Genomic DNA, 22,650 nt, shown 5'->3' on the forward strand with positions numbered 1-22,650 from the left:
AGGTTACCGAATGGTAAAATCAACGGTAAGATCATGCCGCTCAAGACACTGTTTCTAAACCCGCCCTCCTTTGAGAACTTTGATGGCGGCGCCAGCTCCCGCTGGCCCGCGACCCGCGAGATCGAATCCTACTGGTACCCGGTCTGGCTGGCCTATCCCGCCGGAATGCTTGAAGGATCAAAGCTGCTCGATGCCCCGCCCCACCATGTCTCCGCAGAAGAGACCATCGAGATTGCCAAGGGTTATCAGTTCCTGGTGCTCTTCACCTCGACCGTAGGCTGGGCGGGAGATCATGCCCTTGCCCAGGCTATCAAAAAGGTCAATCCCTCCATTCGCATCGCCTTTGTGGGGCCACCGGTTACAACGGACCCCGACCGCGCTCTGAACGAGTGTGATGTCATCGACTTCGTCTGCCGCCGCGAGTTCGACTTTTCCGTCGTCGAATACGCTAATGGCAAGCCTCTGAACGAGATTCTCGGCATCAGCTACAAAGATGCCAGTGGTGTCATCCAACACAATCCTGACCGCCCACAGGTCGAAGACCTGGATGCGATGCCCTGGGCGACCAAGATCTACAAGCGTGACATGGACGTCACCCGCTACAACGTGCCGTTCCTTCTGCATCCTTACATCTCTCTCTACTCGACGCGCGGCTGCCCGGCACAATGCACCTTCTGTCTTTGGCCACAGACACTCTCAGGCCACGCTTGGCGTAAACGGTCTACCGACGACGTCGCCGCGGAGATGAAGTGGGCCAAGGAGAACTTCCCCGAGGTCAAGGAGTTCTTCTTCGACGACGACACCTTCAACATCCAGAAGGCACGCACCATTGAGCTGTGCGCCAAGCTCAAGCCCCTCGGTATTACCTGGTCCTGCACCTCGCGCGTCACCACCGATCGCGATACCCTCAAGGCTATGAAGGAGGCCGGCTGCCGCCTGCTCATCGTTGGCTTCGAGTCCGGCGACCCGCAGATCCTCAAGAACATCAAGAAGGGCGCCACCGTCGAGCGCGCACGCGACTTCGTCAAGGATTGCCACGACCTCGGGCTCATCATTCACGCCGACTTCATTCTCGGTCTGCCCGGTGAGACCAAGGAGTCGATTCGCAACACCATCAACTTCGCCAAGACGCTCGACTGCGAGACCATCCAGGTCTCTGTCGCCCACGCCTATCCCGGCACCGAGTTCTACGACTTCGCCAAGCGCAACAACTTCATCACCAACGAAAAGATGGAGGATGGCGGCGGTCACCAGATGGCGCACATCGAGTACCCAGGCCTACCCACCGAGTACGTCATGGAGATGGTGCACAAGTTCTACGACGAATACTACTTCCGTCCGAAGGCTGCGGCCCGCGTGGTCTGGAAGGCCATCGTCAACCGCGATGTGCCACGTCTCTATGTCGAAGCCAAGAGCTTCATGAAGCTCCGCGCACAACGCAACAAGGCAGCCCGCGCCAAGAAGGAAGAGAACGCCCTCAAAGCGCAGGAATCCGTCAGCATGAATGCGTAATGTAGTCTCAGCGATTCGAAGTCGGCCGGGATCTCCCGGCCGACTTCTTTTGGTTCCCGGATCATCGCCTTCAAATGAATGCTTTTCGCTTGGGCCGTACGCATCTATGATGAGAACGGCCATCTTTTCAAAAGGCTACCGATCGAATGCCCAGTCCTCAGGATCAAAAAGCAAGCTCCAGGCCCAGTAGCACAGACAAGTCCGGCGACCACGAGCGAAAGTTAGCTCTCGTAGTCGAGATCGGTCTTCGGCTCAGCAACAGTCACGATCTCCAATCCATCGTCCAAGCCACCACCGACGCCGGCCTTGAGCTCTCGGGAGCAGCCTTCGGTGCCTTCTTCTATAACACCGTCGACGAAAAAGGTGAGAGCTACCAGCTCTATACTCTCTCCGGAGTTGATCGTTCTCACTTCGCCAGCTTCCCCATGCCTCGGAACACCGACGTCTTTTCCCCTACCTTTCGCGGAACCGGTATCCTCCGCTCCCCGGATATCACTGCCGATCCCCGGTATGGGCACAACGCGCCTCACTACGGCATGCCGCAAGGCCATCTCCCTGTCCGCAGTTATCTAGCCGTGCCGGTGAAGAACCAGGCTGGCGAGGTCCTGGGCGGCCTTTTGTACGGCCATGAGCAGACGGACGTCTTTCCCGAGAGCAGCGAGCGCATCATCTCCGCGCTCGCCGCCCAGGCCGCCATCGCGATTGAAAACGCGCGCCTGCGCGAACAGCTGAACCGCAAGATCGAAGATCTGCAGAAGGCTCAGCAGACCCAGAGAATCGCCGCCGAACGCCTCGGCGAACTCGCCGCCATCGTCGAGTCCTCCGATGATGCCATCATCAGCAAAAACCTCAACGGCATCATTACCAGCTGGAACAAAGCCGCCAGTCGTATTCTCGGCTACAGCCCCGATGAGATCATCGGCAAATCAATACTCACGCTCATACCAACACATCTCCACGGTGACGAGACAACCATCCTCTCCAATATTCGCGCCGGCAATCGGATCGAGCACTTCGAGACTATCCGACGTACCCGCTCCGGTGAGATGCTCGACGTCTCTCTCACCGTCTCTCCCATCCGCAACGAGAACGGCAAGATCGTGGGTGCCTCGAAGATTCTTCGCGACATCTCCTCGCGCAAGCGCATCGAGCACTCGCTTCTCCAGGCTGAAAAGATAGCCGCGACTGGCCGCATGGCTGCCACCATCGCCCATGAGATTAACAATCCCCTCGAAGCTGTCGTCAATCTCCTCTACCTCATACGACCCACTATCACCAATCCTGAAGGATTGGGCTATCTTGATACTGCTGAGAGCGAGCTCAGCCGCGTCTCCCATATCGCCCGCCAGACCCTGGGCTATTACCGCGATAACGCCTCCGCCACTCCTGCCTCTCTCACTGACCTCGTGGAACAAACTATCGAGATTTATCAACCCCGCTGTTCGTCGGTGGGAATTGAGATTCGCGGGAATCTCCAATCCTCCACGCCTGTCGTCATGCGCCGTGGAGAGATTATGCAGGTCATCTCGAATCTGATAACTAATTCCATCTATGCCATGTCGGATGGTGGAACCCTCAGCCTGACGGTCTGCGACACCACCACTCCTGATTCCGGCGTCCTGCTCATCATCGCGGACACCGGAACCGGAATCGCTCCCGAGCACATGTCGAAGATCTTTGACGCCTTCTTCACCACGCGAAAGACCATAGGAACCGGCATTGGTCTCTTCATCGCCAAGCAGTTTGTAGAAGGCCACGGAGGCCGAATCACGCTGGCCAGCAGCACCGCTGGCGAGAACTCCGGAACCACCGCCACAATCTTCCTCCCGCTACAGACCACGTACGAAGCCAACCGATAGATCCATTCGCGAAAAAGTGGGCACCGCCTTAACTCTCCGCCGCTCTGCCCTCGTCACGGCTATACTACGTCCGTCGTCAAAAGCGTTTTCTGAAAGGAATTCCGGCATGTCTCTCGCGTCCCGTTGCGTCTTCGCCGTCTCTCTCGTCTGTCTCTCAGCCGCTCCGCTCCTCGCCCAGGAATCCCCCGAGACCAACCGCAAGGTCGCTGGAGGGGGCATCACCGCCCCCGGCTGGCAGGGCAAGATCGACGCCGACGCCGAAAAGGCCGGCCAAACCTTGGCCGACGATAAACTCGCGCTCGATGGCAAAACCCTGCAGGTCACCACTGGTCCGGCCGTCACCTACTGGAACCCCCAAAACACAGCCAGCGGCGACTACACAGTCTCGGCCACCTTTACCGAGCCCAAGTTCATGAGCCTTAACACTCACCCGCATCCCTACGGCATCGTCATCGCCGGCAACGGCCTTGGCACCGCTGATCAGAGCTATATCTACTGCGCTGCCTACGGGAACGGAAACTTCATCGTACGCGGATTCGGCCCGGAACCCTTCCAACTCAATGGGCGACGCGAAGCCAATGACGCCGTGCACAAGGCGTCTGGTCCGGGGGAGCCTGTAACTCAGGAGATCGCCATGCAGGTTAAAGGCGACAAGGTTTCCTGCATCATCAACGGAACGACCGTCAAGACTCTTGAGAAGTCGGAGGTCGTGGCTCCCGGGAAGCTCAAATCGACAGACGGCGTTTATGGGATTCGCTTCGCCCATAACACCGATGCAACGGTGACCGACCTCAAGGTTACAAAGCCTTAGAAGCCGGGCGCAGCTCTTTGCACCGACGCAGACCTTTCGGCATGATCTTCCAGGCATCCTAAACAGGGCCGGTCTAAACACCGGCCCTTGTGCTTTTAAGCAGCGTCCTGTGCCAACAGCCATTTGACGCCCAGGAGACACCCCCGTGACAATCGCGTGTAAGTGAGGTTGTAGGGTGAGTTAACTGCCTCAGGATAAGAAAATTGAGGCTTCCGCTCAGAGATGGAACATAGCCGGTCCCGGAGATTCAGATGGTTTCATACGCGAAGTGGTTCCCGGCAGCTCTGACGACGTTAGTTATTCTCGCCTCGATCTCCTGCAGTAGCGGCAAAACAGGAGCGACTGCCGATTTCACGATTGCCGCCACTCCGGGTACGATCACGCTGACGCGGGGCAGCGCGCCGCAACAGATCAGTGTGAACGCAGGGTCGTCCAACGGGTTCATGGGAAATGTTTCCGTGAGTGTCTCCGGTGTTCCCTCAGGTGTAACGGTCTCTCCGGCTACACTGACGCTGACTCCAGGTGTCGCGCAGAATCTCAGTATCGCAGCGGATTCCTCCGCTGCAGCAGGCAATGCGGTCCTTACCCTCAACGGAAGCTCCGGAACGCTCTCTCACAGCTCATCGGTAAACGTCAGCATCACACCACCTCCGGCGGATTTTACCCTCGCTGTAGCGCCTTCCTCGCTCACAGTGATCGCTGGAGCTCCAGGATCCTCCATCGCGGTAACGGCAAACCCAGTCTCCGGATTTTCGGGTAATGTCGCGGTGGCGATCAGCGGACTTCCCGCGGGTGTATCCGCAAGTCCCGTCTCCCTGACGCTCGTACCAGGTGTCTCGCAGACCGTGTCGTTGACGGCTACGCCAACGGCACCGGCCCAGGCGTCTACCGTCACCCTGACCGGTACGTCAGGCAGCCTGACTCACAATGCAACGTTCGCTCTCAACCTGCAAGGCGCGGCGGCGAGCCTGAGCGACGTAACCACCTACCACTATGATCGAAGCAGGAGCGGGCTGAACGCCGCAGAGAGCGTTCTCACTGTCGCCAACGTCAACTCGTCGCACTTCGGCAAGACTGGCTTCTACGGTACGGACGGAAAAGTCGATGCTCAGCCTCTCTACCTTGCCAACCTCACAATCGGTGGAAGGTCGCACAACGTGCTCTATGTCGGAACCGAGCATGGCACCCTGTATGCCTTCGACGCGGATGATGGAACCCGGTTGTGGCAAACCTCTCTCCTTGGAGCCGGTGAGACTCCAAGTGACGATCATGGATGCTCGCAGATAAGTCCCGAAATTGGTATCAGCGCCACGCCGGTGATAGATCGTGGTCAGGGAGCTCACGGAACGATCTTTCTGGTAGTAACCAGTAAAGACGCCAACGGTGGTTATCACCATCGTTTCCATGCCGTGGATCTCACAACCGGTGCCGACACGCGAACTCCGACGGAGATAACGGCGACCTATCCCGGAACCGGGCAGAACAGTCAAGGCGGGAACGTGATCTTCGACCCGTCCCAGTATGCAGAACGGGCCGCCCTCCTCCTGCTGAACGGAACTGTCTACACCGGGTGGACCTCGCATTGCGACAGAGGTATTTATACCGGCTGGATTATGGGGTATGACGAATCTACGTTGCAGCAGACGCAGCTTCTGAATGTGACCCCGAATGGAAGCATGGGGTCTATCTGGATGAGTGGAAGTGGTCTGGCCGCGGACAGCGCAGGCTCGATTTATGCCCTTATTGCCAACGGAACCTTCGATACCGCTCTCGATGCCAATGGATTCCCCTCCCATGGAGACTATGGCAACTCGATGCTGCGTCTCTCGGTTGTGAACGGCCGACTCACGGTAGCGGACTACTTCACGATGTATAACACGCTGTCAGAGTCGTCTCAGGATCTCGACCTGGGCTCTGGCGGACCTCTGCTGCTGCCTGACCAGGTCTCTCAAGGTATCGCCCACCATCTGATCGTAGGGGCTGGTAAGGACCGGAATATCTACCTCGCTGACCGCGACAACCTGGGCAAATTCAATCCCGCCAGCAATCCAGCGGATAACAATATTTATCAGGAGATCCAGGGAGCGAACCTCGGTGACTCGTTCTCCTCAGCAGCCTACTTCAATGGCAGCCTGTATCTCTCCGCTGACAATGACGCGCTCAAGGTATATCCGCTGAACAATGCCAAAATGTCGGCGACGCCTTCAAGTGTCTCCGCTACCATCTTTCCGCACCCCGGCCCGACGCCGACCATCTCAGCCAACGGACTTCAGGATGGAATTGTCTGGGCGCTGGAGTCGAGCACAAGCAGACAGGCCGTTCTCCACGCCTACGATGCAACGAATCTTGCGCATGAGCTGTACAACAGCAACCAGGCAGCCAATGGTCGCGACAACTTCGGAGTCGGCAACAAATTCATCACTCCAATGGTGATCAACGGCAAGGTCTATGTTGGAACTCCGACCGGCGTGGCAGTCTTCGGCCTGCTCACCCCCTGAGAGCGAGCTCGTGACATGCAACAATGACGCCAGAAGCGGGTAGGATGGTCTATCGTCTCGAACGAACTACGGTGATTTCACGCGATCAAGCGAGTGTCTTCGCCTTCTTTGCGGAGGCCGCGAATCTTCAAAGAATCACTCCACCCTTTCTTGATTTTGAGATCGTCACTCCGCAACCGATTGCCATGAGGGCAGGAACCCTCATCGATTACAAGATGAAGCTCTCTGGCCTGCCAGTGCGCTGGCGAACCCTCATCCAGGAGTTTGAGCCTTCCTCACACTTCGTCGACATCCAACTGAAAGGACCATACCGCCTCTGGCATCATCGGCATGAGTTCGAGACTGTCTCCGGCGGCACGAAGATGAGGGACATTGTCGATTACGAACTGCCGTTTGGAGTGATCGGCACTATAGCCAGGGCTCTCTTCGTGCGACGTATGCTCGATCGCATCTTCGACTACCGCGCGTCCGCTATCGAAGAGATCTTCTGCTAGACCTGTGACAGCCCGCAACGGCTGCGCGCCATGCAGCGATTTGATACCCTGATACTCAGACTGCCTGTCGTCTCACCTGAGATGCATGCGGCAACCTTCTCGCATGAAGCATGCTCTCAAGCCATCCCAGTACCTGATCCTGATCGCGGTCATGCTGACCGCCTCGGTGGGCGATACTCTTCTGTCTCGAGGAATGGCTCAGGTCGGCGCAGTAGATCTCCATCATCTCCCTTTGCTCTGGAAGGCGCTGTTCAATCCGTTCGTCATCTCGGGCATTGTGCTGCTTATCGGTTTCTTTGCCAGTTATATGACAGCACTGACCTGGGCCGACCTGACATTTGTCATGCCGGCGACTGCCTTTGGCTATGTTGTTGTCGCCTTACTGAGTCGCTTCTGGCTACACGAGCACCTCTCTGTGTACCGCTGGGCCGGCATTGCCCTGATCGTCTGCGCGGTTGGCTTTGTCGCCGGGGGACCTTCTCGAACGGAGCATGAAGGAGAGCATCCTGAATTGAACCTGATGGACTCAGGAACCGGAAGATGATCAAGACAACGAGCATTTTGCATGCATGGACAGCAATCGGAGGTGTAGCCGCTCTTGCTGTCGTCGGCGAGGTCCTGATCGCCGCCGCCATGCGCCAGCTTGGGGATCTGGACCGGATACGTGAGAGAAGCGGCCTGCCCGGCGCGATTCGAGCCGTTCTGTCCAGCCCTGTCTTCCTCGCGGGTGCTTTGTGCATGGCACTGAATTTTTTTGCGATGCTTTATGCGCTTTCCATCGTAGACCTGTCGCTGGCCGCCCCCGCCATCGCGTCGCTGACCTATGTTGGAAACGCTGTCGCCGCGAAGCTGTTCCTTCATGAGAACGTGGACCGACGACGCTGGCTCGCGGTCCTGTTTGTCTGTGTCGGCGTGGTCCTGATCTCCCGCTAGAGCGCTGTACTTCGCTTAAAGGAACTTCATCAGTCCCGTCGCCGGAAGCTCAGCTGCCATGAATCTCATCCTGTCTCCCACCACTGCACCGGCGGCAAGCCTCCCGCTGCGCACCGCTCCCTCCATCGTCGAAGGCCACTCGGTTGCAGTCCAATCCCCGGCGAGAAAGAGTCCTGGCCACTGGGTAGTCTGCTGCAACCGATAGCGGTCCAGACCCGGAGTGACCGAGAAGGTAGCACGGGCCTCCTTGAGGACCCCGGACTTCAGCAGCTTTGCCTGCCTTACGGCTGGGAAAAACATCTCGAACTCAGCGAGAGCGGACGAGAGAATCTCTTCCCTTCCCATCTCCAGTTCAGGCCAGGATGCACTTATCACAAGCTCACAGTAGCTTCCGCGGCTCTCAGGCCATCGGCGAATGCGTGACTTCGTGAAGACCCACTGAATTCGGGTATCGAGAAGAACCGCGTGGTCCATCCCGGTGACGTCGCGGTCGAACCAGAGGTGAACCGTTGTGATGGGAGCCGGGACAAATGCGTCGAAGGCGGCATCGAGCCTGACGTGTTCTTCTTCCGCTGCAGGCAGCGATTTCAGAAGGGCTCGAGTCTGCTTGAAGTCGCACGCAAGCACCACTGCGTTGCCCGTATGGGTCTCTCCGGCCACCTGAAGACTCCACCTGCCATCCGCCATCTGCTGGAGAGACTCCAGACCAGCCTTCAATCGAAGATCGACACCGGAGCGCACAGCAAGCGAAGCAATGGGCGCAAAAAAATCACTGAGAGGAGCCGCAGGCACTCCGAGCCTTCCAGCTTCAGGAGAACGCAAAAAGGACTCGTGGAATACCTTGCCGGCATATTTGAGCGAGCAGCGTTCGAAGGTATCGTTGAGCGCACCTATGACTACCGGTTCCCAAAAATGGCGGATGGCACGGTCGGTTTGACGGGTACGCTTCAGCCATGAGGCGAAGCTCTCGGAGTCGTCGTGAGGGAAACCGCGCAGAAACTGCATGAGTCCTGTGGCAATAGTGGCCTTGTCCGCCAGTCTGAGCATCGGAGCACCGAGAAAACTCGCCATCTGATGCATGGGGGCCGGGAGGCTGCCAGGTTTCAGCGGAGTGCGATTGCCGTTCGGCTCCAGAAATATCAGTTCGTCATACCAGCGGATCGTCTCAGACATGCCCGTCTGCTGCGCGAGATCGAGCAGATTTGTGCAGCAGCCCAGCACTACGTGCTGCGAGTCGATCGTCTCTGCCAGCGCAGGGTGATCGTAGGAGTAGGCGCGGCCTCCGATATACGGCCGCCGCTCGAATAACTTCACCTGTGCCCCGGTCTTTGATAAAGCAGCCGCCGCTGACAGACCCGCCAGCCCCGCCCCAATGACGATTACGTCACTGTGTGGAAGCGGGCTCATCGCCGCACCCGGTTGGTCAACGACATGGCGGCTCCGCGGCCTAGAACCCACAGCTTCTCGCCCGTCGGAACACTGATGCGATGCGAGAAGACATCTCCGTCAGCAGTGCGGATTTTGCCAAGCAAGCGGTGATAAATCGCCACGAGGACCCAAAGTGCGGCTCTTCCGTCTGCGTCAATCAGAGGGAGCAGCTTGTCCGCGGATTGGTAATATTTTTCGGCCTGCGCCGCCAATTGTGACAGCATCTGGCGGTTGCCCCTCGTGAGTGGCGCTCCTGCCGCTAACGCGATGACGGTCTCGGCTGACATTCCGTGTTCGCGCAGCATGTCCAAAGGCAGATAGATGCGACCACGCTCCGCATCTTCCTTAACGTCGCGCAGAATATTCGTCAGCTGGAAAGCTACTCCCGTCTCTTCGGCGAGCTTCTCCGCACGGGGATCGCTGTAGCCGAAGATCCGGATACAGACCAGGCCTACAACGGACGCAACCAGATAGCAGTAGCGATAGAGCTCATCGAAGGTGGCGTAGGTCTGCACCTGTCCTGGCTCCGGGGGCTGCTGGTCGAGATCCATGGTGGTTCCCTGCACCAGCTCCTCCAGCAACTGGTCCGGGATACGGAAGCGCCGTTGAGAGTCGTTCAGTGCGAGAAAGACGGGATCCTGCGTAGCTGCTCCGTCGCGACTCTGGCGCCACTCGTCGACCCAGTTCGCCATGACCAGACGGCGTTGTTCAATAGGCATGGATTCATCGTCGGCGATATCGTCGGCTCGACGCATAAATGCATACACGGCACACATGGCATCGCTCTTGTGCCGGGGAAGCACGCGAAAGGAGTAGTAGAAGTTTTTGGCCTCGCGCTTTGCAATCTCCCGGCAGGCCGCATACGCCTCGGCAAGTGTCACCGCAGCATCCTCGAACGCAGCTTTTCCAGAAGCGAGCCGCCCAGAAGGCTCAGTTTTTTCGCTTTGGAGACCACGGGTCGCCCCCGCAGAACGTCATAGTCCTGCGCGACGATGCCGTCGAGTATGGCGTCACCGCCTTTGCGAAAGAGGTTCAGCGTAACCGCCAGCTCGCGGTCCACATGGCCTGTGATTTCGCCTCCCTCGGCAAGCATCTTGCGAGTTCTTATGACAAGATCCCGGATCATGGCACCAAACTCGGGAGTGAAGACGCGTCCTGCGATCTGCCCCTCGTCGACATCGAACCGCACCATCGACTCTGCCGGAAGATAGCGGCGGCCGCGTTGTTCGTCTTCGACGACATCCTGCCAGAAGTTTGCCAGCTGCAGCGCCGTGCAGACCTTATCGGAGAGCAATGCAGTCGGCTCATCGCGATAACCACACACCAGAAGCACGAGTCGTCCAACCGGATTGGCAGAGTAGTGAGAGTACTCGAGCAGCTCGTCCCAGGTCTCATACTCAGTCTTCACCTGGTCCATGCGGAACGCGATCAGAAGATCGTGAAAGAGCTGACGCGGAAGATCGCACGTGCGAATCGTCTCCCGGAGCGCCACGAAGACCGGGTGCATGGACCTTTCAGGGGCGTCGTAACATTCATCTAGCATTGATCCCCAGGCATCGAGCAGACGCAGGGCGACGGCACGGTCGGCCACCTCATCACCCAGATCGTCCGCCACCCGGCAGTAGGCGTAAATATTGTCGAAGTGCTGCCGCGCGTGCTTCGGCACAAAGATGGTCGCCACATGGAAGTTTTCATAGTGGCTGCGCGTCAGTTCACTGCACCAGGCGAGAGACTCCTCCAGGGTTGGCCTGTTCAGAGGTGTCAGATATTGGTGTGGTGCTCCCAGCAGTGCATGTTCTGTGGTGCTCAACTCGCTCACCGCGGCGCTCCTTCGGGGAAGACCGCCGTCTTGATCTCCCGCGATCCACCGGTACGTGTCAACATGCGCGAGAAGAGCTCCGGCACCTTATCCAGCCCCACCCGGTCGGTGATAGCTTCTGCACAGTGGAAACGACCACTTGTGATCAGGTCGAAGGCAGTGCGACAGGTCGCCGGCGTATGGTGAAAGCTCGCTTTGAGCGTGATATCGCCGTAATGCATGCGGTTGGTGTCAATCTCGACCCTGGTGCCGCTGGGAGGTCCTCCAAAGAAATTGACTACCCCTCCCTTGCGCACCATGTCGACGGACCATTCCCAGCTGGTTGGTGTCGCAACGGCCTCGATTACGGAATCCGCGCCTCGTCCTCCGCCGGTTAGTCCTCTCGTCGCGACCACAACGTCTTCGACGGCCGTCGTCTGGACGACATGGGAGGCTCCAAAGAGCCGCGCTGCACCTACCTGGTCGTCGCGCTTCACAACCGCGATCACTTCTATTCCCGAGAGCTGCGCCACGTGCATGAACATCAGTCCGATCGGCCCGGCGCCGATCACCACCATCGAATCTCCCGGCGTTGCTGCCGTCTCCTCGAAGCCGCGAACAACACAGGCCAGCGGTTCCGTCAGGGCAGCGTATTCGAACGGGACGCCGTCCGGAATCAGCAAAGTATTCTTCTGAACGATACGGGCGGGAATGCGAATGTACTCTGCATACGCACCATTATTGAAAAGCAGATCCTCGCAGAGGTTCTGCTGACCGCGAAGGCAGAAGAAGCATCGGTCGCAGGGCGCAGAGTTCAGCGCGACGACGCGGTCCCCTTCCCGGAAGTTCGTCACACCTTCGCCAACTTCAGCGACCACACCGGCTACTTCATGCCCGAATGGAATAGGCGGCTTGAGCATCATCGCGTGGTATCCCCGCCGGTATACCTTTAAATCGGTTCCGCAGGTAAGCGCCGCCCCCACCCGGACGACCAGTTCTCCGGCCGCGGCCCGAGGAGTCTCAATCTGCTCCAGCCGCAGGTCTTCCTTGCCATAAAGAACCGCCGCGATCATCTCACGTTCCATCGCTTAATATCTTCTCATCTGCGGGGTCCTTTTCCTACCTTATCTGTTCTGTTATCAGATGCAATCCCATCGCACCAGTCGCGCATCTGATACTCTGAGCCACAGATAAGACATGCCTTTCGTCTCTCCAGAGGACTTCGCCAAACAAAAGGTCACAGCCGTCCAGGAGTACTCCATCCTTTCCTGGCAGGCGGTTGCTGCACTTTTTTCGCGCCCGCGCTACTGGGCTGACATCTACACCCAGATGGACTCCATCGGCGTGGGATCCATGCCGATCATCGTGCTGACCGGCTTTTTCACCGGTTGCGTCCTGGCGCTCCAGTCGGCCACCTCGCTGAAAGCCTTCGGTGCAATCAGCATGACCGGCAACCTTGTGGCCCTGTCGATGGTGAAGGAACTTGGTCCGGTACTTACCGGACTGATGGTCTCAGGGCGAAATGCAGCCGGAATGGCCTCAGAGATCGGCTCCATGAAGGTAACCGAGCAGATTGATGCCATGAGGGCGCTGGGCACGGATCCGGTCAGAAAACTGGTAACTCCGCGGCTCTACGCGACGATCTTTATGCTCTTTTTCCTCACCATCGTCGCTGATGCGGTCGGAATCGCCGGTGGTGCGCTGGTCAGCGTGACCCTGCTTGGGCTTAATGCCTCCTCCTACTTTCATGCCTCTTACCGTGCCCTGGAGTACGCAGACGTCGTGCAGGGGCTGACCAAACCCATCTTTTCCGCCTTCATCATCGCGACTGTGGGGTGCTACTTCGGCATGAACACCAAAGGCGGAACCCAGGGCGTTGGTCGATCCACTACCCAGGCCGTGGTCATCTCTTCGGTCTTCATCATCGTCGTCGACTTCCTTGTCAGCCGTGCGATGATTGGCATCTTCGGCAGGTAGGGTGACGATGGCCGAAGACCTCATGACAGGCAAGGACGCTAAGGTTACCGACTCCAGCCCGCAAACGCCAGTCGTTGCATTTGAGAACGTCAGCATCTCCTTCGACCTCAAGAAGGTCCTCGACGACATATCCTTCTCCGTGGCTCAGGGAGAGACACGCATCATCCTCGGACCCGCAGGAGGTGGCAAATCTGTCCTGATGAAGCTCACCAATGGCCTTCTGCGCCCTGACTCAGGGACGATACGGGTCTTCGGCCAGGAGGTCAGCTCTATGCCGGAACAGGAGCTGTTCAAGCTCAGGGGCAAGATAGGCATGGTCTTCCAGGAATCCGCCCTCTTCGACTCCCTGTCCGTGGAAGACAACGTGGCCTATCGTCTTCACGAAGAGCATGTGCCGGAGAAAGAGGCTCACGAGCGGGTGATCGAAGCACTGAAGTTCGTAGAACTCGAGCAGGCCGTTACCAAGTTTCCGTCCGAACTCTCCGGGGGCATGAGGCGCCGAGTCTCCATCGCCCGAGCCATCATCTCCCGGCCAGACTTGATCCTCTACGATTCCCCGACCGGGGGGCTGGACCCGATTACTTCGACGACAATCATCGAACTCGTGATGAAACAGCGCGACGTAAATCACACTACTTCCTTGATGATCACGCACCGTCTTCAGGACGCATTCACGCTCGCCATGAACCGCTTCAATCCCGAGACGGGCAAGATGCAGCCGATCCCAGACGGCGGCGTCGACGAAGGCACGAAATTCCTGGTACTGAACGAAGGGAAGATCGTCTTCGATGGAACCACGCACGAGCTGGTCCACTCCGAAGACCCGTGGCTGCGCGAATACCTTTCCTAATACACGATCCTCACGGCCTATCTGGGCTTGTTCTTCCACTGTTCGTAGGGAATGCGGGGAATGTTGAGGAAGCTGTCACGAGTTCTCACATACGAACCGAGGCCATTCATGCGCCCGATGGCGTGCAGTTGTTCAGAACGGATGTAGGGACCGGCCGGGTCGACGAACTGGTCTTCCACGTAGATGGACACGACTCGACCAAGGACGATGCGCGATCGCCCGATCTCTAATGTCGTATGCTCCCGGCACTCAAGCGCGGCATGCGCGCTTGCAATCCTGGGTACCTTTACAACTGCCGATGGAGCCGTCTCCAGATTAGCCATCTCAACCTCCGAAATCCCTGGTGGAAAGTCGGTGGCGCAGATATTCATCTGCTCGGCAATATCCTCGGTAACGACATTGATAACGAACTCTCCAGATCGTCGGATATTCCGTGCAGTATCCTTCGGCACAATCTCATCTGCAGAACGATTGGCTACCCCGATTCCTACGATAGGCGGGTCGGTGCAGAGATAGTTGTAGGCACTGAACGGCGCTGCATTCAGAGTACCGTTCTCTTCCATCGTTGTGATGAGGGCAATCGGCCTGGGAGCCACCAATCCGATCAGCATGTTGTAGATCTCGCGCGGCCGCGCTTCTTCCATGTCAAACTTCACGAGTGCGATCTCCTCATCTCTTAGATGCTGCTCAAGACTACTTCAGTCCAGCCCTGCCGCCGCCGCTTTGGCAGCATTGAAGATCTCTTCAAAAGAGTCCACTGCATAAAGAATCGGCTGCATCGCACCTGTATCCACCTCCTGGTTCATCACGGCATCCAGATCGAATTTCCTTACGTCGCAGTCGCCTGAAAGGACACGCGTGCACTCACCATGGGAGCTGATGAGACCACTGCCATAGACTTTGAGTTCTCCAGCCTGCCGGATAACTCCAAATTCAACAGTGAACCAGAAGATTCTCCCCATCCGTTCCAGCGCATCCGGACGATCGATCAAAGCTGCGCACATGCGCCCGTAATGTTGCAGAAAGTCGGCGAAGACAGAATGAGCATGCATGGGGACATGCCCGAAGACATCATGGAAGATATCGGGCATCGGCGTGTAGTCAAGCGAATCTCGACTTCGCAGCCAGGCGGTGGTGGGAAACATCCTCGCGCTGAGCATCTCAAAGAATGCCCTCGGCGGCAGAAATCCGCTGACCGGCGTCGAACTCCAGCCTGTGAGAGGCCGAAGCCGCGCGCTGATTGCCTTAAGATCGGGAATCTGCCGATCATCGAGGCCTATCTTCTCTAAGCCGTCGAGGTATTCTGCGCAGGCGTGATCTCGTAACTGCGGCATCCGACGTCCGACCAGTTCAGCCCAGACCGCATGCTGATCCGCAGAATAGGCACCGTAGTCCTGCTCGATCAGATATGGAGTTGCTGCAGTTAGTCCCTCCATCGGAATGTCCATGCCAGGTTTGCCGATGTCCATAGATCACTCCGAATCATGGTTTTCCCGATCACAAAGAATACAATTTCAGTCTTCAGGCGGGCTCCAGCATAATGACAATCATCGCTGGTGAAGTAGAAAACCGTTCATCTATCGCGGAGCATTCTCCTTGCGGAGTGCCTTCGCCTCCGCCAAGGTCCAGTCTTCCCCTCGCTCTTCACGTCCCAGCCCGGTGATGATGGCGATCGCGAATGCTCCCACGACCACGGTCCACGACATCACGACGTTGAGCGGTCCGCCGGAGAAGTGCTGCGCAAGCTTTGCCTGGAAGACGCCGTTCCTCGATGAGACCAGATTCCCAAGCTGATAAGTGAAACCTGGAAACACCGCCCGTACCGGGCCCGGAGCAAGCTCATTCAGATGCGCTGGTATCACTCCGAACGCACCCTGCACCGTGAACTGCATCAGGAATCCACCCAGTGCAAGTAACGGAACTGTATGAGACCACGCCCAGAGCGGAATCATCGGAATAGAGCAGAGCGCCGCGATGATGATCATTCGCTTCCGTCCCCATCGCTCCGACAGCGCACCGCAGACGATGCCTCCCAGCATCGCCCCAATGTTGCTGATCACCACCACAAGTCCCACTCGGCCAGGGTCAAGGCCATGATCCCGCTCAAGGAGTGTCGGATAAAGATCCTGTGTTCCATGACTGAACGAGTTGAACGCAGTCATCAACGCTACGAGGAACAGGAAGGTCGGCAGGTACTGAAGGAACTGGCGCAGATTGATCTGTGAGGTCTTCTTTCCCTCGAGCCGCCGCCGTCTTTCGGCTTCCAGCCATGTCGGAGACTCCTCAACCTTGAACTGCATGTAGAAAGCCAGCAGAGCAGGCAGGGCGCCGATCATGAACATTACGCGCCACCCCGTCAGCATCCCCGTCCCGTGCAGATGAGGAAAGAGTGAGCCGTACAGCGCCGCAGCGAGCAGGTTTCCAACGACGTAGCCTTCCTGCAAGACCCCGGAGAAGAATCCCCTTCGCTTGGCCGGCATTGACTCCAGTGCCAGCGCAGCGCCGACTCCCCACTCCCCGCCCATAGCGATGCCAAACAAGGCTCGGAAGAGCAGAAAGGTAGACAAGGTGGGCGCAAACGCAGAGGCCAGTTCAAAGATCGAGAACGCAATGATATTGATCGTCAACGTCGGTCGTCTGCCATACCTCTCTGCCAGAAGCCCGAAGATGAGCGCACCCAGAGGACGCATCACCAGCGTCCAGAAGATCGCCTCCGCGATCTTGGGGATCCCCACATGGAAGTCCGCCGCAATCGCCTTGAGACACACTGTGAGCAGGAAGAAGTCGAAGGCATCGAGCGTCCAGCCCAGAAAGCAGGCAGTAAAGGTGCTTCGCTGCGCCGAGGTGAGAGACCTTAGTTCCGACCGGAAACCCATATCGCGAGATGCTAGCATCCAGCCCCGACGATGTCTCTATCTTGTCAAAACCGGGGTTCAACAAAGATTTTGGTAGCGTTACAGTTCCCCTCCTCGTTACAGTCAGAACACAATCCGCAGATAAGGGAGATCTGCCGCGTGTCTGCGGGAAAGTAATCAGCCAGGTCGTACGCTTTTATCTATTCGAAAGAGGAAATTCCTGTATGCGCAATCGATCTCTGATGGCCTTCGCTCTGGCCTTTGCTTCCCTGGGTTGCCTGGGCGCCCAGGCCCAAACTTCCACGTGGAGCATCGATCCTGCCCACTCCAGCATCAACTTCGAGATCCGTCACATGGGCGTGTCCAACGTTCATGGTTCAATCAATAACGTCAAAGGTACGGTCGTCTACGATGAAAAAGACATCACCAAATCCTCCGTGCAGGCGACCGCAGATACTTCTTCTGTAAACACCAATAACGAGAAGCGCGATCAGGACCTCAAATCACCCAAATTCTTCGACATTGAGAAATATCCGCAGCTCACCTTCAAGTCCACCTCGCTCTCGAATGCTGGAGGAAAACTCACTCTGACGGGTGAACTGACGCTGAACGGCGTGACCAAGACGATGACCCTCGATCTCGATGGCCCCGCTCCTCCTCAGACCGACAAGAACGGAAAGACCCGTAGCGGCTTCTCTGCTACAGGAAAGTTGAAACGCAGCGATTTCAACTTCGCCTCTGCCTACCCAACCGCCGTGATCGGCGACGAAGTAAAGTTTTCAATCGATGTAGAGATCGACAAGCAGTAGAGACAGAGAGCAACGAAAGGGAGCCCGAAGGGGCTCCCTTTTTCTATACTCGGAATCTGCCGTAGTTGTTACATCTTCGCGCGCAGCGGTTGCATCGCTTCTGTCTGAGGCAGAAGGACACTGTCGATCTCCTGCGTATACTTCTTCAGCAGCTCATGATGCAGACAATAGAGTGCGAGCTCCAGGCGATCGGATACCCCCAGCTTGTCATAGACCTTCCGCAGGTAGTTCTTGATCACCTGCTCGGTCGTGCCAATCTGATAGGCAATCTCTTTATTGCGCATCCCGCGGGTGATACAGCTGATGATTGCCAGTTCTTTTTTGGAGAGTTTCGGCTGAACCTTCGGATCGGTCAGAGTTGATGCCTGGGCGCGGTAAGCTTCGATCACCCAGCTGATCGAACGGTTATCGATCCAGGTCTCTCCTTCGGCGATCTTGCGAACGCATTTCACCAGAAGGTCCGGGGATATCGACCGCGGAACTACCCCGCGCACTCCGCGCCGGTAGAGTTCGACCGTGTTCGTTTCGTCCGTCTCCGTGACCTGCACGATCAGCTTCGCGTCCGGAGCCCGTCGAACCAGTTCAGGGATGGCATCCACCGTGCCGGCAATGAGCTGGCCTTCCAGCAGAACCACATCCGTTGGATAGCGCTGGAGGGCGGCGTACAGGTTCCCAAGCGTCTCCACCTGCGCCACAACGCGGATATCGTCTTCCAGAGCAAAGACTTTCCGCATGCCCACGCGATAGATTGCCTGAGAATCTGCCAGGATGACCCGAATACCGCCAGGAGATTCGGTGTCTTCGAAACTATCTTCTGTATCCCGGGAAGGATCGAAATGGACCACAGTCATAAGATCAAGCCTTTAGGAAATATTCATCAATCACAGCCGCTGCCTTCATAGCATTGTCCTGCTGGAAGCACCGCACTACCCGACCCACACAATGAATCTTTACGTCCGTCGCAGATCCCATCACCGCCGCTGGCATAACGATGGTGAACTCGATTCTGCTGTTAACTTGCAGAAAATGATCGCTTACAAAAAGCAGTCCGTTCGCCGAGATGTTCTCCGTCACTGCATGGAGATCTCCATCCGGGGTCTGGATCTGCAGTGGAAGCTTCATGGGGAACCGCACCGCGGTGCGGACCGGATTTTCTTCCTTCAGTTTCATCCACTGCCCCATGAACTCCCCTTCCTTACCTTTTCTGGACGGTAACGTTCTAGATACCTTTCACACAGGAGTCTACATCACAAAGTAACCAGTGCTCGGTTTTTTCTTTGTACGAAGTTTCAATTTGGAACAGGGCGGCACAAGGCACTTTACACCCGTTTCCGTTGCGAATTTCGGAGAATTCCGCCATACTTAGTTGTTGGGTTCTGTGATCGGGCCCTACCGAGGGAACTCGGTGGCTATGCTGGTTCACCCAAAATACACGTACTGAGAGGCTTTTCTTGTGTTGATGATCCGTCTGTCGCGCGTTGGAGCGCGTAAGCAGCCCCACTATCGCGTCGTTGTTATAGAGAAGGACCGAGCCCGCGACGGTCGTTCCATCGAAGTGGTCGGCACCTATAATCCCCGCACCAATCCTGCCACTGTCGATTTCAAGCGCGACCGGATTGACTACTGGACCAGCAAGGGAGCTCAGCTCTCCGATCGTGTAGAGAAGCTTCTCGCGAACGCCCCTGCTGCCGAAGCGGTACCCGCTGCTTAAGTTACCTGTCGCAGTCTTTCGGAACGCAAATCTGGTTCCCAAAGATTTGCTAATGCGGAAGGTTCCTCCCTGTGTCAGATGGGAATTCCTCGCGTAGACTTCATTATATTGCGATTCCGAAAGTCCGGGCTTTTCTGCAAGAAAGTCCGGGCTTCCGATAAACCGCGGCTACGCTCGTGCAGTACATTCCTGAGATCTCGCAATAGACGAGGCTATACGGTAGAGCAGAAGCCCGCATTGTGATTTCCCCAGGAGGTGTGTGATGACCCAGTCCGTACAAAGGGCGGGCGAGAACGGCTTCGCGAATATGATTGGGCTCGTTGGCGATATCGCCCGGGCGTTGGTCGATTTCCCGGAAAATGTGTTTGTAGAGGCGTTCAACCAGGAAGATTCGACGGTAATCCGTCTCCGTGTCGCTCCCAGCGACATCGGAAAAGTGATCGGAAAACAAGGCAGAACAGCGCGTTCCATGCGGACGATTCTTGCCGCTGCCAGTATGAAGCTGAAGCATCGCTTCGCCTTGGACATCGTAGAAGAGCAATCCGAGTAAAGACATACCCCTCTTGAAGAAAGCCACTACCTGTTGCTATGCAATCTCATCCCTCAACTTGGGTGACTCTTGCCCATCTCCTGCGTCCTCAGGGACGTAAAGGTGAACTCCTGGTAGAGCTGTTCTCTGACTTCCCTGAACGACTTGCGGGCCGTGAAGATCTCTTCCTGGCCCCGCCCGGCTTCCAGGGAGAACAGGCTGACGCGAGACCGATCAGGATTCTCTCCTCCTGGCTTCCCCACGGGAAGAACAAAGGACGCGCTGTCCTTCAATTCGATGGAATCGAGAGCATCTCCAGCGCCGAAACCATTGCTGGTCTCGACCTCATCGTCCGCGAAGACAACCGCCTCCCGCTCGATGAGGAATCTATTTACGTCAGCGATCTGACAGGTTGTTACCTCTTCGATGACACGATACCCGTCGGAGAGGTTACCGAAGTTCAATTCCCTGCTTCCGCTAACGGTACGCGACTCGAAGATGCGGCTCCTCTGCTCGTAGTCAAGGGGGAAGATCAGCAGGAGATTCTCATCCCTTTCGCCAAGGCATTGCTGAAGCAAATCGACCTCGCCGCCCGAAAGATTACGATGAGTCTTCCGGTCGGCCTGGTAGAGGTCAATAAAAAGTCGCTAGAAACGGTATCCGAACCCGAGCGATAGGACGGGATACACGGGAACGTTGCTGAGGGTGTCGTTGATATCTCTCACCTCGTCACGCAGACTCTGCTGTGCCTCGGCATTATCTTCGAAGGTGAAGCAGCCGTCCTGCTGACAAGCGGTACCGGCCAGCGAAACATCGATCGTCGGCGCTCCGGTGTAAACCACTCCGAACTCAAGCGGAACCGAGATATGCCGGTGCTGTCCCGGGAGGATGTTCCGAAAGCCCATCGTCAACATGGGGGAGACGCGACGAGGAAAGGTGAGGCTTGCCTGTCCGTGGACCGGATCGCTGACGCTGTTGACGAAGTCCTCATCGCCCAGCGTGAAGCGTTCTCCGGCCGGAACATGCGAAGGAGCGTTCACATAGTTGTTTGCGTAAGCAATCCCTGGACTGATGTGGAAGTTGCCCTTCCGTGGGAACCAATCGAGACGGAGGTTGCCGGAACGTAACTTGATCCTCGAGTCGTAGTGAAGCCCATCGACGTCGAACTCGTACCCGAATCCGACCAGATTCGCTCCTCCGCGGATGTCGAAATGCCTCGCGATCGTAGTCGAGAGATTGAAGCCTGCACCAAGCGTGTTCGCCACACCTTCAACTCGCCAGGAGCGGAAGGGTCCCGTCTCACGAGTGGGTGCAGCACCTCCGGCGACCGACGGAGCAGCATGGGCTTCGTCGCTGCTGGTCTTCGCCACTGCAGCAGCCATCATGGGCTCGTGGTCATCCGTGGATGCAATCTCCACCGCTGCTGGTTGTGCGCTGCTGGAGTATCGGGCTCGTTGTCCTGAAGGAGCCGAACCAGACTGCGCCTGTGACGGAAGAGCCGCCATCAGAAGCAGCGCTGTCATCGTCAGCATGGTTTTAGCCTGCAGTGACATAGAAGCTTTTTCACCAGCGTCCGTGCAGGATGTTGTAGATGTATTTACCCTGAAGTTCTGAGTTGAAATTTCGCGAATCGATCGTGCTGTTCGCTCAGAGATATTTCCTTTGGTCTCCAATGCGCTTCGACCTCATTTCCATCTTTCCGGATTTTTTTGCCAGCGTCTTCGAGTACGGAATTCTCAAGCGTGCCCGCGCAACGGGTCTTGTCGAGATTGCGACCCACGATCTACGCGCCTTTACCCATGACCGGCATCGTACGGTTGACGACAGGCCTTTCGGGGGAGGAGAAGGCATGGTCCTCAAGCTAGAACCAATCTACGATGCTCTCTCTTCTCTGAACATCACCCATAAGAGTCAGCGGGATCCTCTACGGGAATCCGTCGTCCTCCTCTCCGCGCAGGGGAGACCTTTCACACAGAAGATCGCTCACGAACTCGCCAGTCTGGATCGGGTCGTGCTGATCTGCGGCCGGTATGAAGGTGTGGATGAGCGAGTCAACGAGATGCTGTGCGATCGGGAGCTTTCGATTGGAGACTACGTTCTCTCGGGTGGAGAGCTCGGTGCTGCGGTGATCGTCGATGCGACCGTCCGGCTGCTGCCTGGCGCTTTGGGACATCCTGACTCCGCGCGTTTTGAGAGTTTCGGCACGCAGGACACGGTAGAGAATCCCAACGAGCCTGGAGGTCCGCCCCGAACCACCCATGGGGCAGGAGGCATCCTCGATTATCCTCACTACACTCGGCCGGCAGAGTTTGAGGGGCATGTAGTTCCGGAATCGCTGCAGGGTGGAAACCATGAGGCGATCCGTCTGTGGCGCAGGAAGATGGCCCTGCGGAAGACACTGAGAAACCGGCCGGATCTGTTAGCAAAGGTGTACCTTACAGCTCAGGATCGCAGAATGCTTGCTGAGCTCGAATTTGAGGAGAGCGGCAGAAAGAATGGCCCAGCCGGAACCAGTCTGGATTCCTGATGCTCCCCACCAGCTTTTCTACCCCTAATTGATTGAAATCGTGTAAACTGAAGACTCGA

The 22,650-nt window shown here is 57.1% G+C and carries 24 protein-coding genes; 14 read left to right on the forward strand and 10 right to left on the reverse strand.

The genetic code is table 11. The features are described 5' to 3' along the window. The first annotated feature begins 33 nt into the window (after positions 1-33). The 7 genes from hpnJ to JAO29_RS08585 all read left to right on the forward strand — a co-directional run bounded on the left by hpnJ (position 34) and on the right by JAO29_RS08585 (position 8,107). Complete coding sequence (gene hpnJ, locus JAO29_RS08555; RefSeq protein WP_334267782.1) at positions 34-1,512, forward strand: hopanoid biosynthesis associated radical SAM protein HpnJ; 1,479 nt, start codon at positions 34-36, stop codon at positions 1,510-1,512. A 146-nt stretch (positions 1,513-1,658) separates the two neighbouring features. Then, entirely contained in the window at positions 1,659-3,371 is a 1,713-nt protein-coding gene (locus JAO29_RS08560) for a PAS domain S-box protein (RefSeq protein ID WP_334267783.1), read from the forward strand. A 106-nt stretch (positions 3,372-3,477) separates the two neighbouring features. Beyond that, on the forward strand, positions 3,478-4,182 hold the full coding sequence (locus tag JAO29_RS08565) for a hypothetical protein (RefSeq protein ID WP_334267784.1): 705 nt from the start codon (positions 3,478-3,480) through the stop codon (positions 4,180-4,182). Positions 4,183-4,433: 251 nt separating this feature from the next. Next, positions 4,434-6,680, forward strand: a complete 2,247-nt coding sequence (locus JAO29_RS08570) for a COG1470 family protein (RefSeq protein WP_334267785.1) — start codon at positions 4,434-4,436, stop codon at positions 6,678-6,680. Positions 6,681-6,724: 44 nt separating this feature from the next. Next, the gene (locus JAO29_RS08575; protein WP_334267786.1) at positions 6,725-7,174 is read left to right on the forward strand and encodes an SRPBCC family protein; all 450 of its coding nucleotides are present in this window, start codon (positions 6,725-6,727) and stop codon (positions 7,172-7,174) included. Positions 7,175-7,259: 85 nt separating this feature from the next. After that, positions 7,260-7,718 (forward strand): EamA family transporter, encoded by a 459-nt coding sequence (locus JAO29_RS08580; RefSeq protein WP_334267787.1) that lies wholly within the window; start codon positions 7,260-7,262, stop codon positions 7,716-7,718. Next, entirely contained in the window at positions 7,715-8,107 is a 393-nt protein-coding gene (locus JAO29_RS08585) for an EamA family transporter (protein ID WP_334267788.1), read from the forward strand. Before JAO29_RS08580 ends, JAO29_RS08585 begins: the two co-directional genes overlap by 4 nt. A gap of 15 nt (positions 8,108-8,122) precedes the next feature. Here the strand turns inward: JAO29_RS08585 and hpnE are convergent, their stop codons facing one another. The 4 genes from hpnE to JAO29_RS08605 are packed head-to-tail and all read right to left on the reverse strand — an operon-like array spanning position 8,123 to position 12,418. Further along, positions 8,123-9,514, reverse strand: a complete 1,392-nt coding sequence (gene hpnE / locus JAO29_RS08590; RefSeq protein ID WP_334267789.1) for a hydroxysqualene dehydroxylase HpnE — start codon at positions 9,512-9,514, stop codon at positions 8,123-8,125. Beyond that, complete coding sequence (locus JAO29_RS08595; protein WP_334267790.1) at positions 9,511-10,416, reverse strand: phytoene/squalene synthase family protein; 906 nt, start codon at positions 10,414-10,416, stop codon at positions 9,511-9,513. Before JAO29_RS08595 ends, hpnE begins: the two co-directional genes overlap by 4 nt. After that, positions 10,413-11,354: a squalene synthase HpnC gene (hpnC, locus tag JAO29_RS08600; protein WP_334267791.1), complete on the reverse strand. Its 942-nt coding sequence runs from the start codon at positions 11,352-11,354 to the stop codon at positions 10,413-10,415. Before hpnC ends, JAO29_RS08595 begins: the two co-directional genes overlap by 4 nt. Beyond that, positions 11,351-12,418, reverse strand: coding sequence for a zinc-dependent alcohol dehydrogenase (locus JAO29_RS08605; RefSeq protein ID WP_334267792.1), 1,068 nt, complete (start codon positions 12,416-12,418; stop codon positions 11,351-11,353). The genes hpnC and JAO29_RS08605 overlap by 4 nt, the downstream gene beginning before the upstream one ends. A 112-nt stretch (positions 12,419-12,530) precedes the next feature. Here JAO29_RS08605 and JAO29_RS08610 point away from each other — a divergent pair, with 112 nt between their 5' ends. Continuing rightward, on the forward strand, positions 12,531-13,310 hold the full coding sequence (locus JAO29_RS08610) for an MlaE family ABC transporter permease (RefSeq protein WP_334267793.1): 780 nt from the start codon (positions 12,531-12,533) through the stop codon (positions 13,308-13,310). A 7-nt stretch (positions 13,311-13,317) separates the two neighbouring features. Then, the gene (locus JAO29_RS08615; protein ID WP_442886344.1) at positions 13,318-14,160 is read left to right on the forward strand and encodes an ABC transporter ATP-binding protein; all 843 of its coding nucleotides are present in this window, start codon (positions 13,318-13,320) and stop codon (positions 14,158-14,160) included. Positions 14,161-14,177: 17 nt separating this feature from the next. Here the strand turns inward: JAO29_RS08615 and JAO29_RS08620 are convergent, their stop codons facing one another. From JAO29_RS08620 to JAO29_RS08630, 3 genes are all read right to left on the reverse strand, one after another. Beyond that, positions 14,178-14,816, reverse strand: coding sequence for a flavin reductase family protein (locus JAO29_RS08620; RefSeq protein ID WP_334267794.1), 639 nt, complete (start codon positions 14,814-14,816; stop codon positions 14,178-14,180). A gap of 42 nt (positions 14,817-14,858) precedes the next feature. Beyond that, positions 14,859-15,629 carry a phenylalanine 4-monooxygenase gene (locus tag JAO29_RS08625; protein WP_334267795.1) on the reverse strand — a complete coding sequence of 257 codons (771 nt, stop codon included), beginning with the start codon at positions 15,627-15,629 and terminating at the stop codon, positions 14,859-14,861. Between the two features lie 108 nt (positions 15,630-15,737). Next, complete coding sequence (locus tag JAO29_RS08630) at positions 15,738-17,054, reverse strand: MFS transporter (RefSeq protein WP_334267796.1); 1,317 nt, start codon at positions 17,052-17,054, stop codon at positions 15,738-15,740. A gap of 185 nt (positions 17,055-17,239) precedes the next feature. On the opposite strand from JAO29_RS08630, the gene JAO29_RS08635 reads away from it, so the two are divergent. Continuing rightward, complete coding sequence (locus tag JAO29_RS08635) at positions 17,240-17,824, forward strand: YceI family protein (RefSeq protein ID WP_334267797.1); 585 nt, start codon at positions 17,240-17,242, stop codon at positions 17,822-17,824. A gap of 68 nt (positions 17,825-17,892) precedes the next feature. Here JAO29_RS08635 and JAO29_RS08640 read toward each other — a convergent pair whose 3' ends face one another. Both JAO29_RS08640 and JAO29_RS08645 read right to left on the reverse strand, forming a co-directional pair. Then, positions 17,893-18,675, reverse strand: a complete 783-nt coding sequence (locus JAO29_RS08640) for a response regulator transcription factor (RefSeq protein ID WP_334267798.1) — start codon at positions 18,673-18,675, stop codon at positions 17,893-17,895. Between the two features lie 4 nt (positions 18,676-18,679). Continuing rightward, on the reverse strand, positions 18,680-19,006 hold the full coding sequence (locus tag JAO29_RS08645) for a PilZ domain-containing protein (RefSeq protein ID WP_334267799.1): 327 nt from the start codon (positions 19,004-19,006) through the stop codon (positions 18,680-18,682). 277 nt (positions 19,007-19,283) lie between these two features. Here JAO29_RS08645 and rpsP point away from each other — a divergent pair, with 277 nt between their 5' ends. The 3 genes from rpsP (at position 19,284) to rimM (ending at position 20,741) form a co-directional block, all read left to right on the forward strand. Continuing rightward, positions 19,284-19,535: a 30S ribosomal protein S16 gene (rpsP, locus tag JAO29_RS08650; RefSeq protein ID WP_334267800.1), complete on the forward strand. Its 252-nt coding sequence runs from the start codon at positions 19,284-19,286 to the stop codon at positions 19,533-19,535. A 262-nt stretch (positions 19,536-19,797) separates the two neighbouring features. Continuing rightward, entirely contained in the window at positions 19,798-20,085 is a 288-nt protein-coding gene (locus tag JAO29_RS08655) for a KH domain-containing protein (RefSeq protein ID WP_334267801.1), read from the forward strand. A 38-nt stretch (positions 20,086-20,123) separates the two neighbouring features. After that, positions 20,124-20,741: a ribosome maturation factor RimM gene (rimM, locus tag JAO29_RS08660; RefSeq protein WP_334267802.1), complete on the forward strand. Its 618-nt coding sequence runs from the start codon at positions 20,124-20,126 to the stop codon at positions 20,739-20,741. Here rimM and JAO29_RS08665 read toward each other — a convergent pair. Further along, entirely contained in the window at positions 20,712-21,596 is an 885-nt protein-coding gene (locus tag JAO29_RS08665) for a hypothetical protein (protein ID WP_334267803.1), read from the reverse strand. The genes rimM and JAO29_RS08665 overlap by 30 nt on opposite strands. Positions 21,597-21,736: 140 nt before the next feature. Here JAO29_RS08665 and trmD point away from each other — a divergent pair, with 140 nt between their 5' ends. Then, entirely contained in the window at positions 21,737-22,591 is an 855-nt protein-coding gene (trmD, locus tag JAO29_RS08670) for a tRNA (guanosine(37)-N1)-methyltransferase TrmD (RefSeq protein WP_334267829.1), read from the forward strand. Positions 22,592-22,650: the final 59 nt, after the last annotated feature.

The organism is Edaphobacter sp. HDX4, from assembly GCF_036877565.1.
Taxonomy (GTDB): Bacteria; Acidobacteriota; Terriglobia; order Terriglobales; family Acidobacteriaceae; genus Edaphobacter.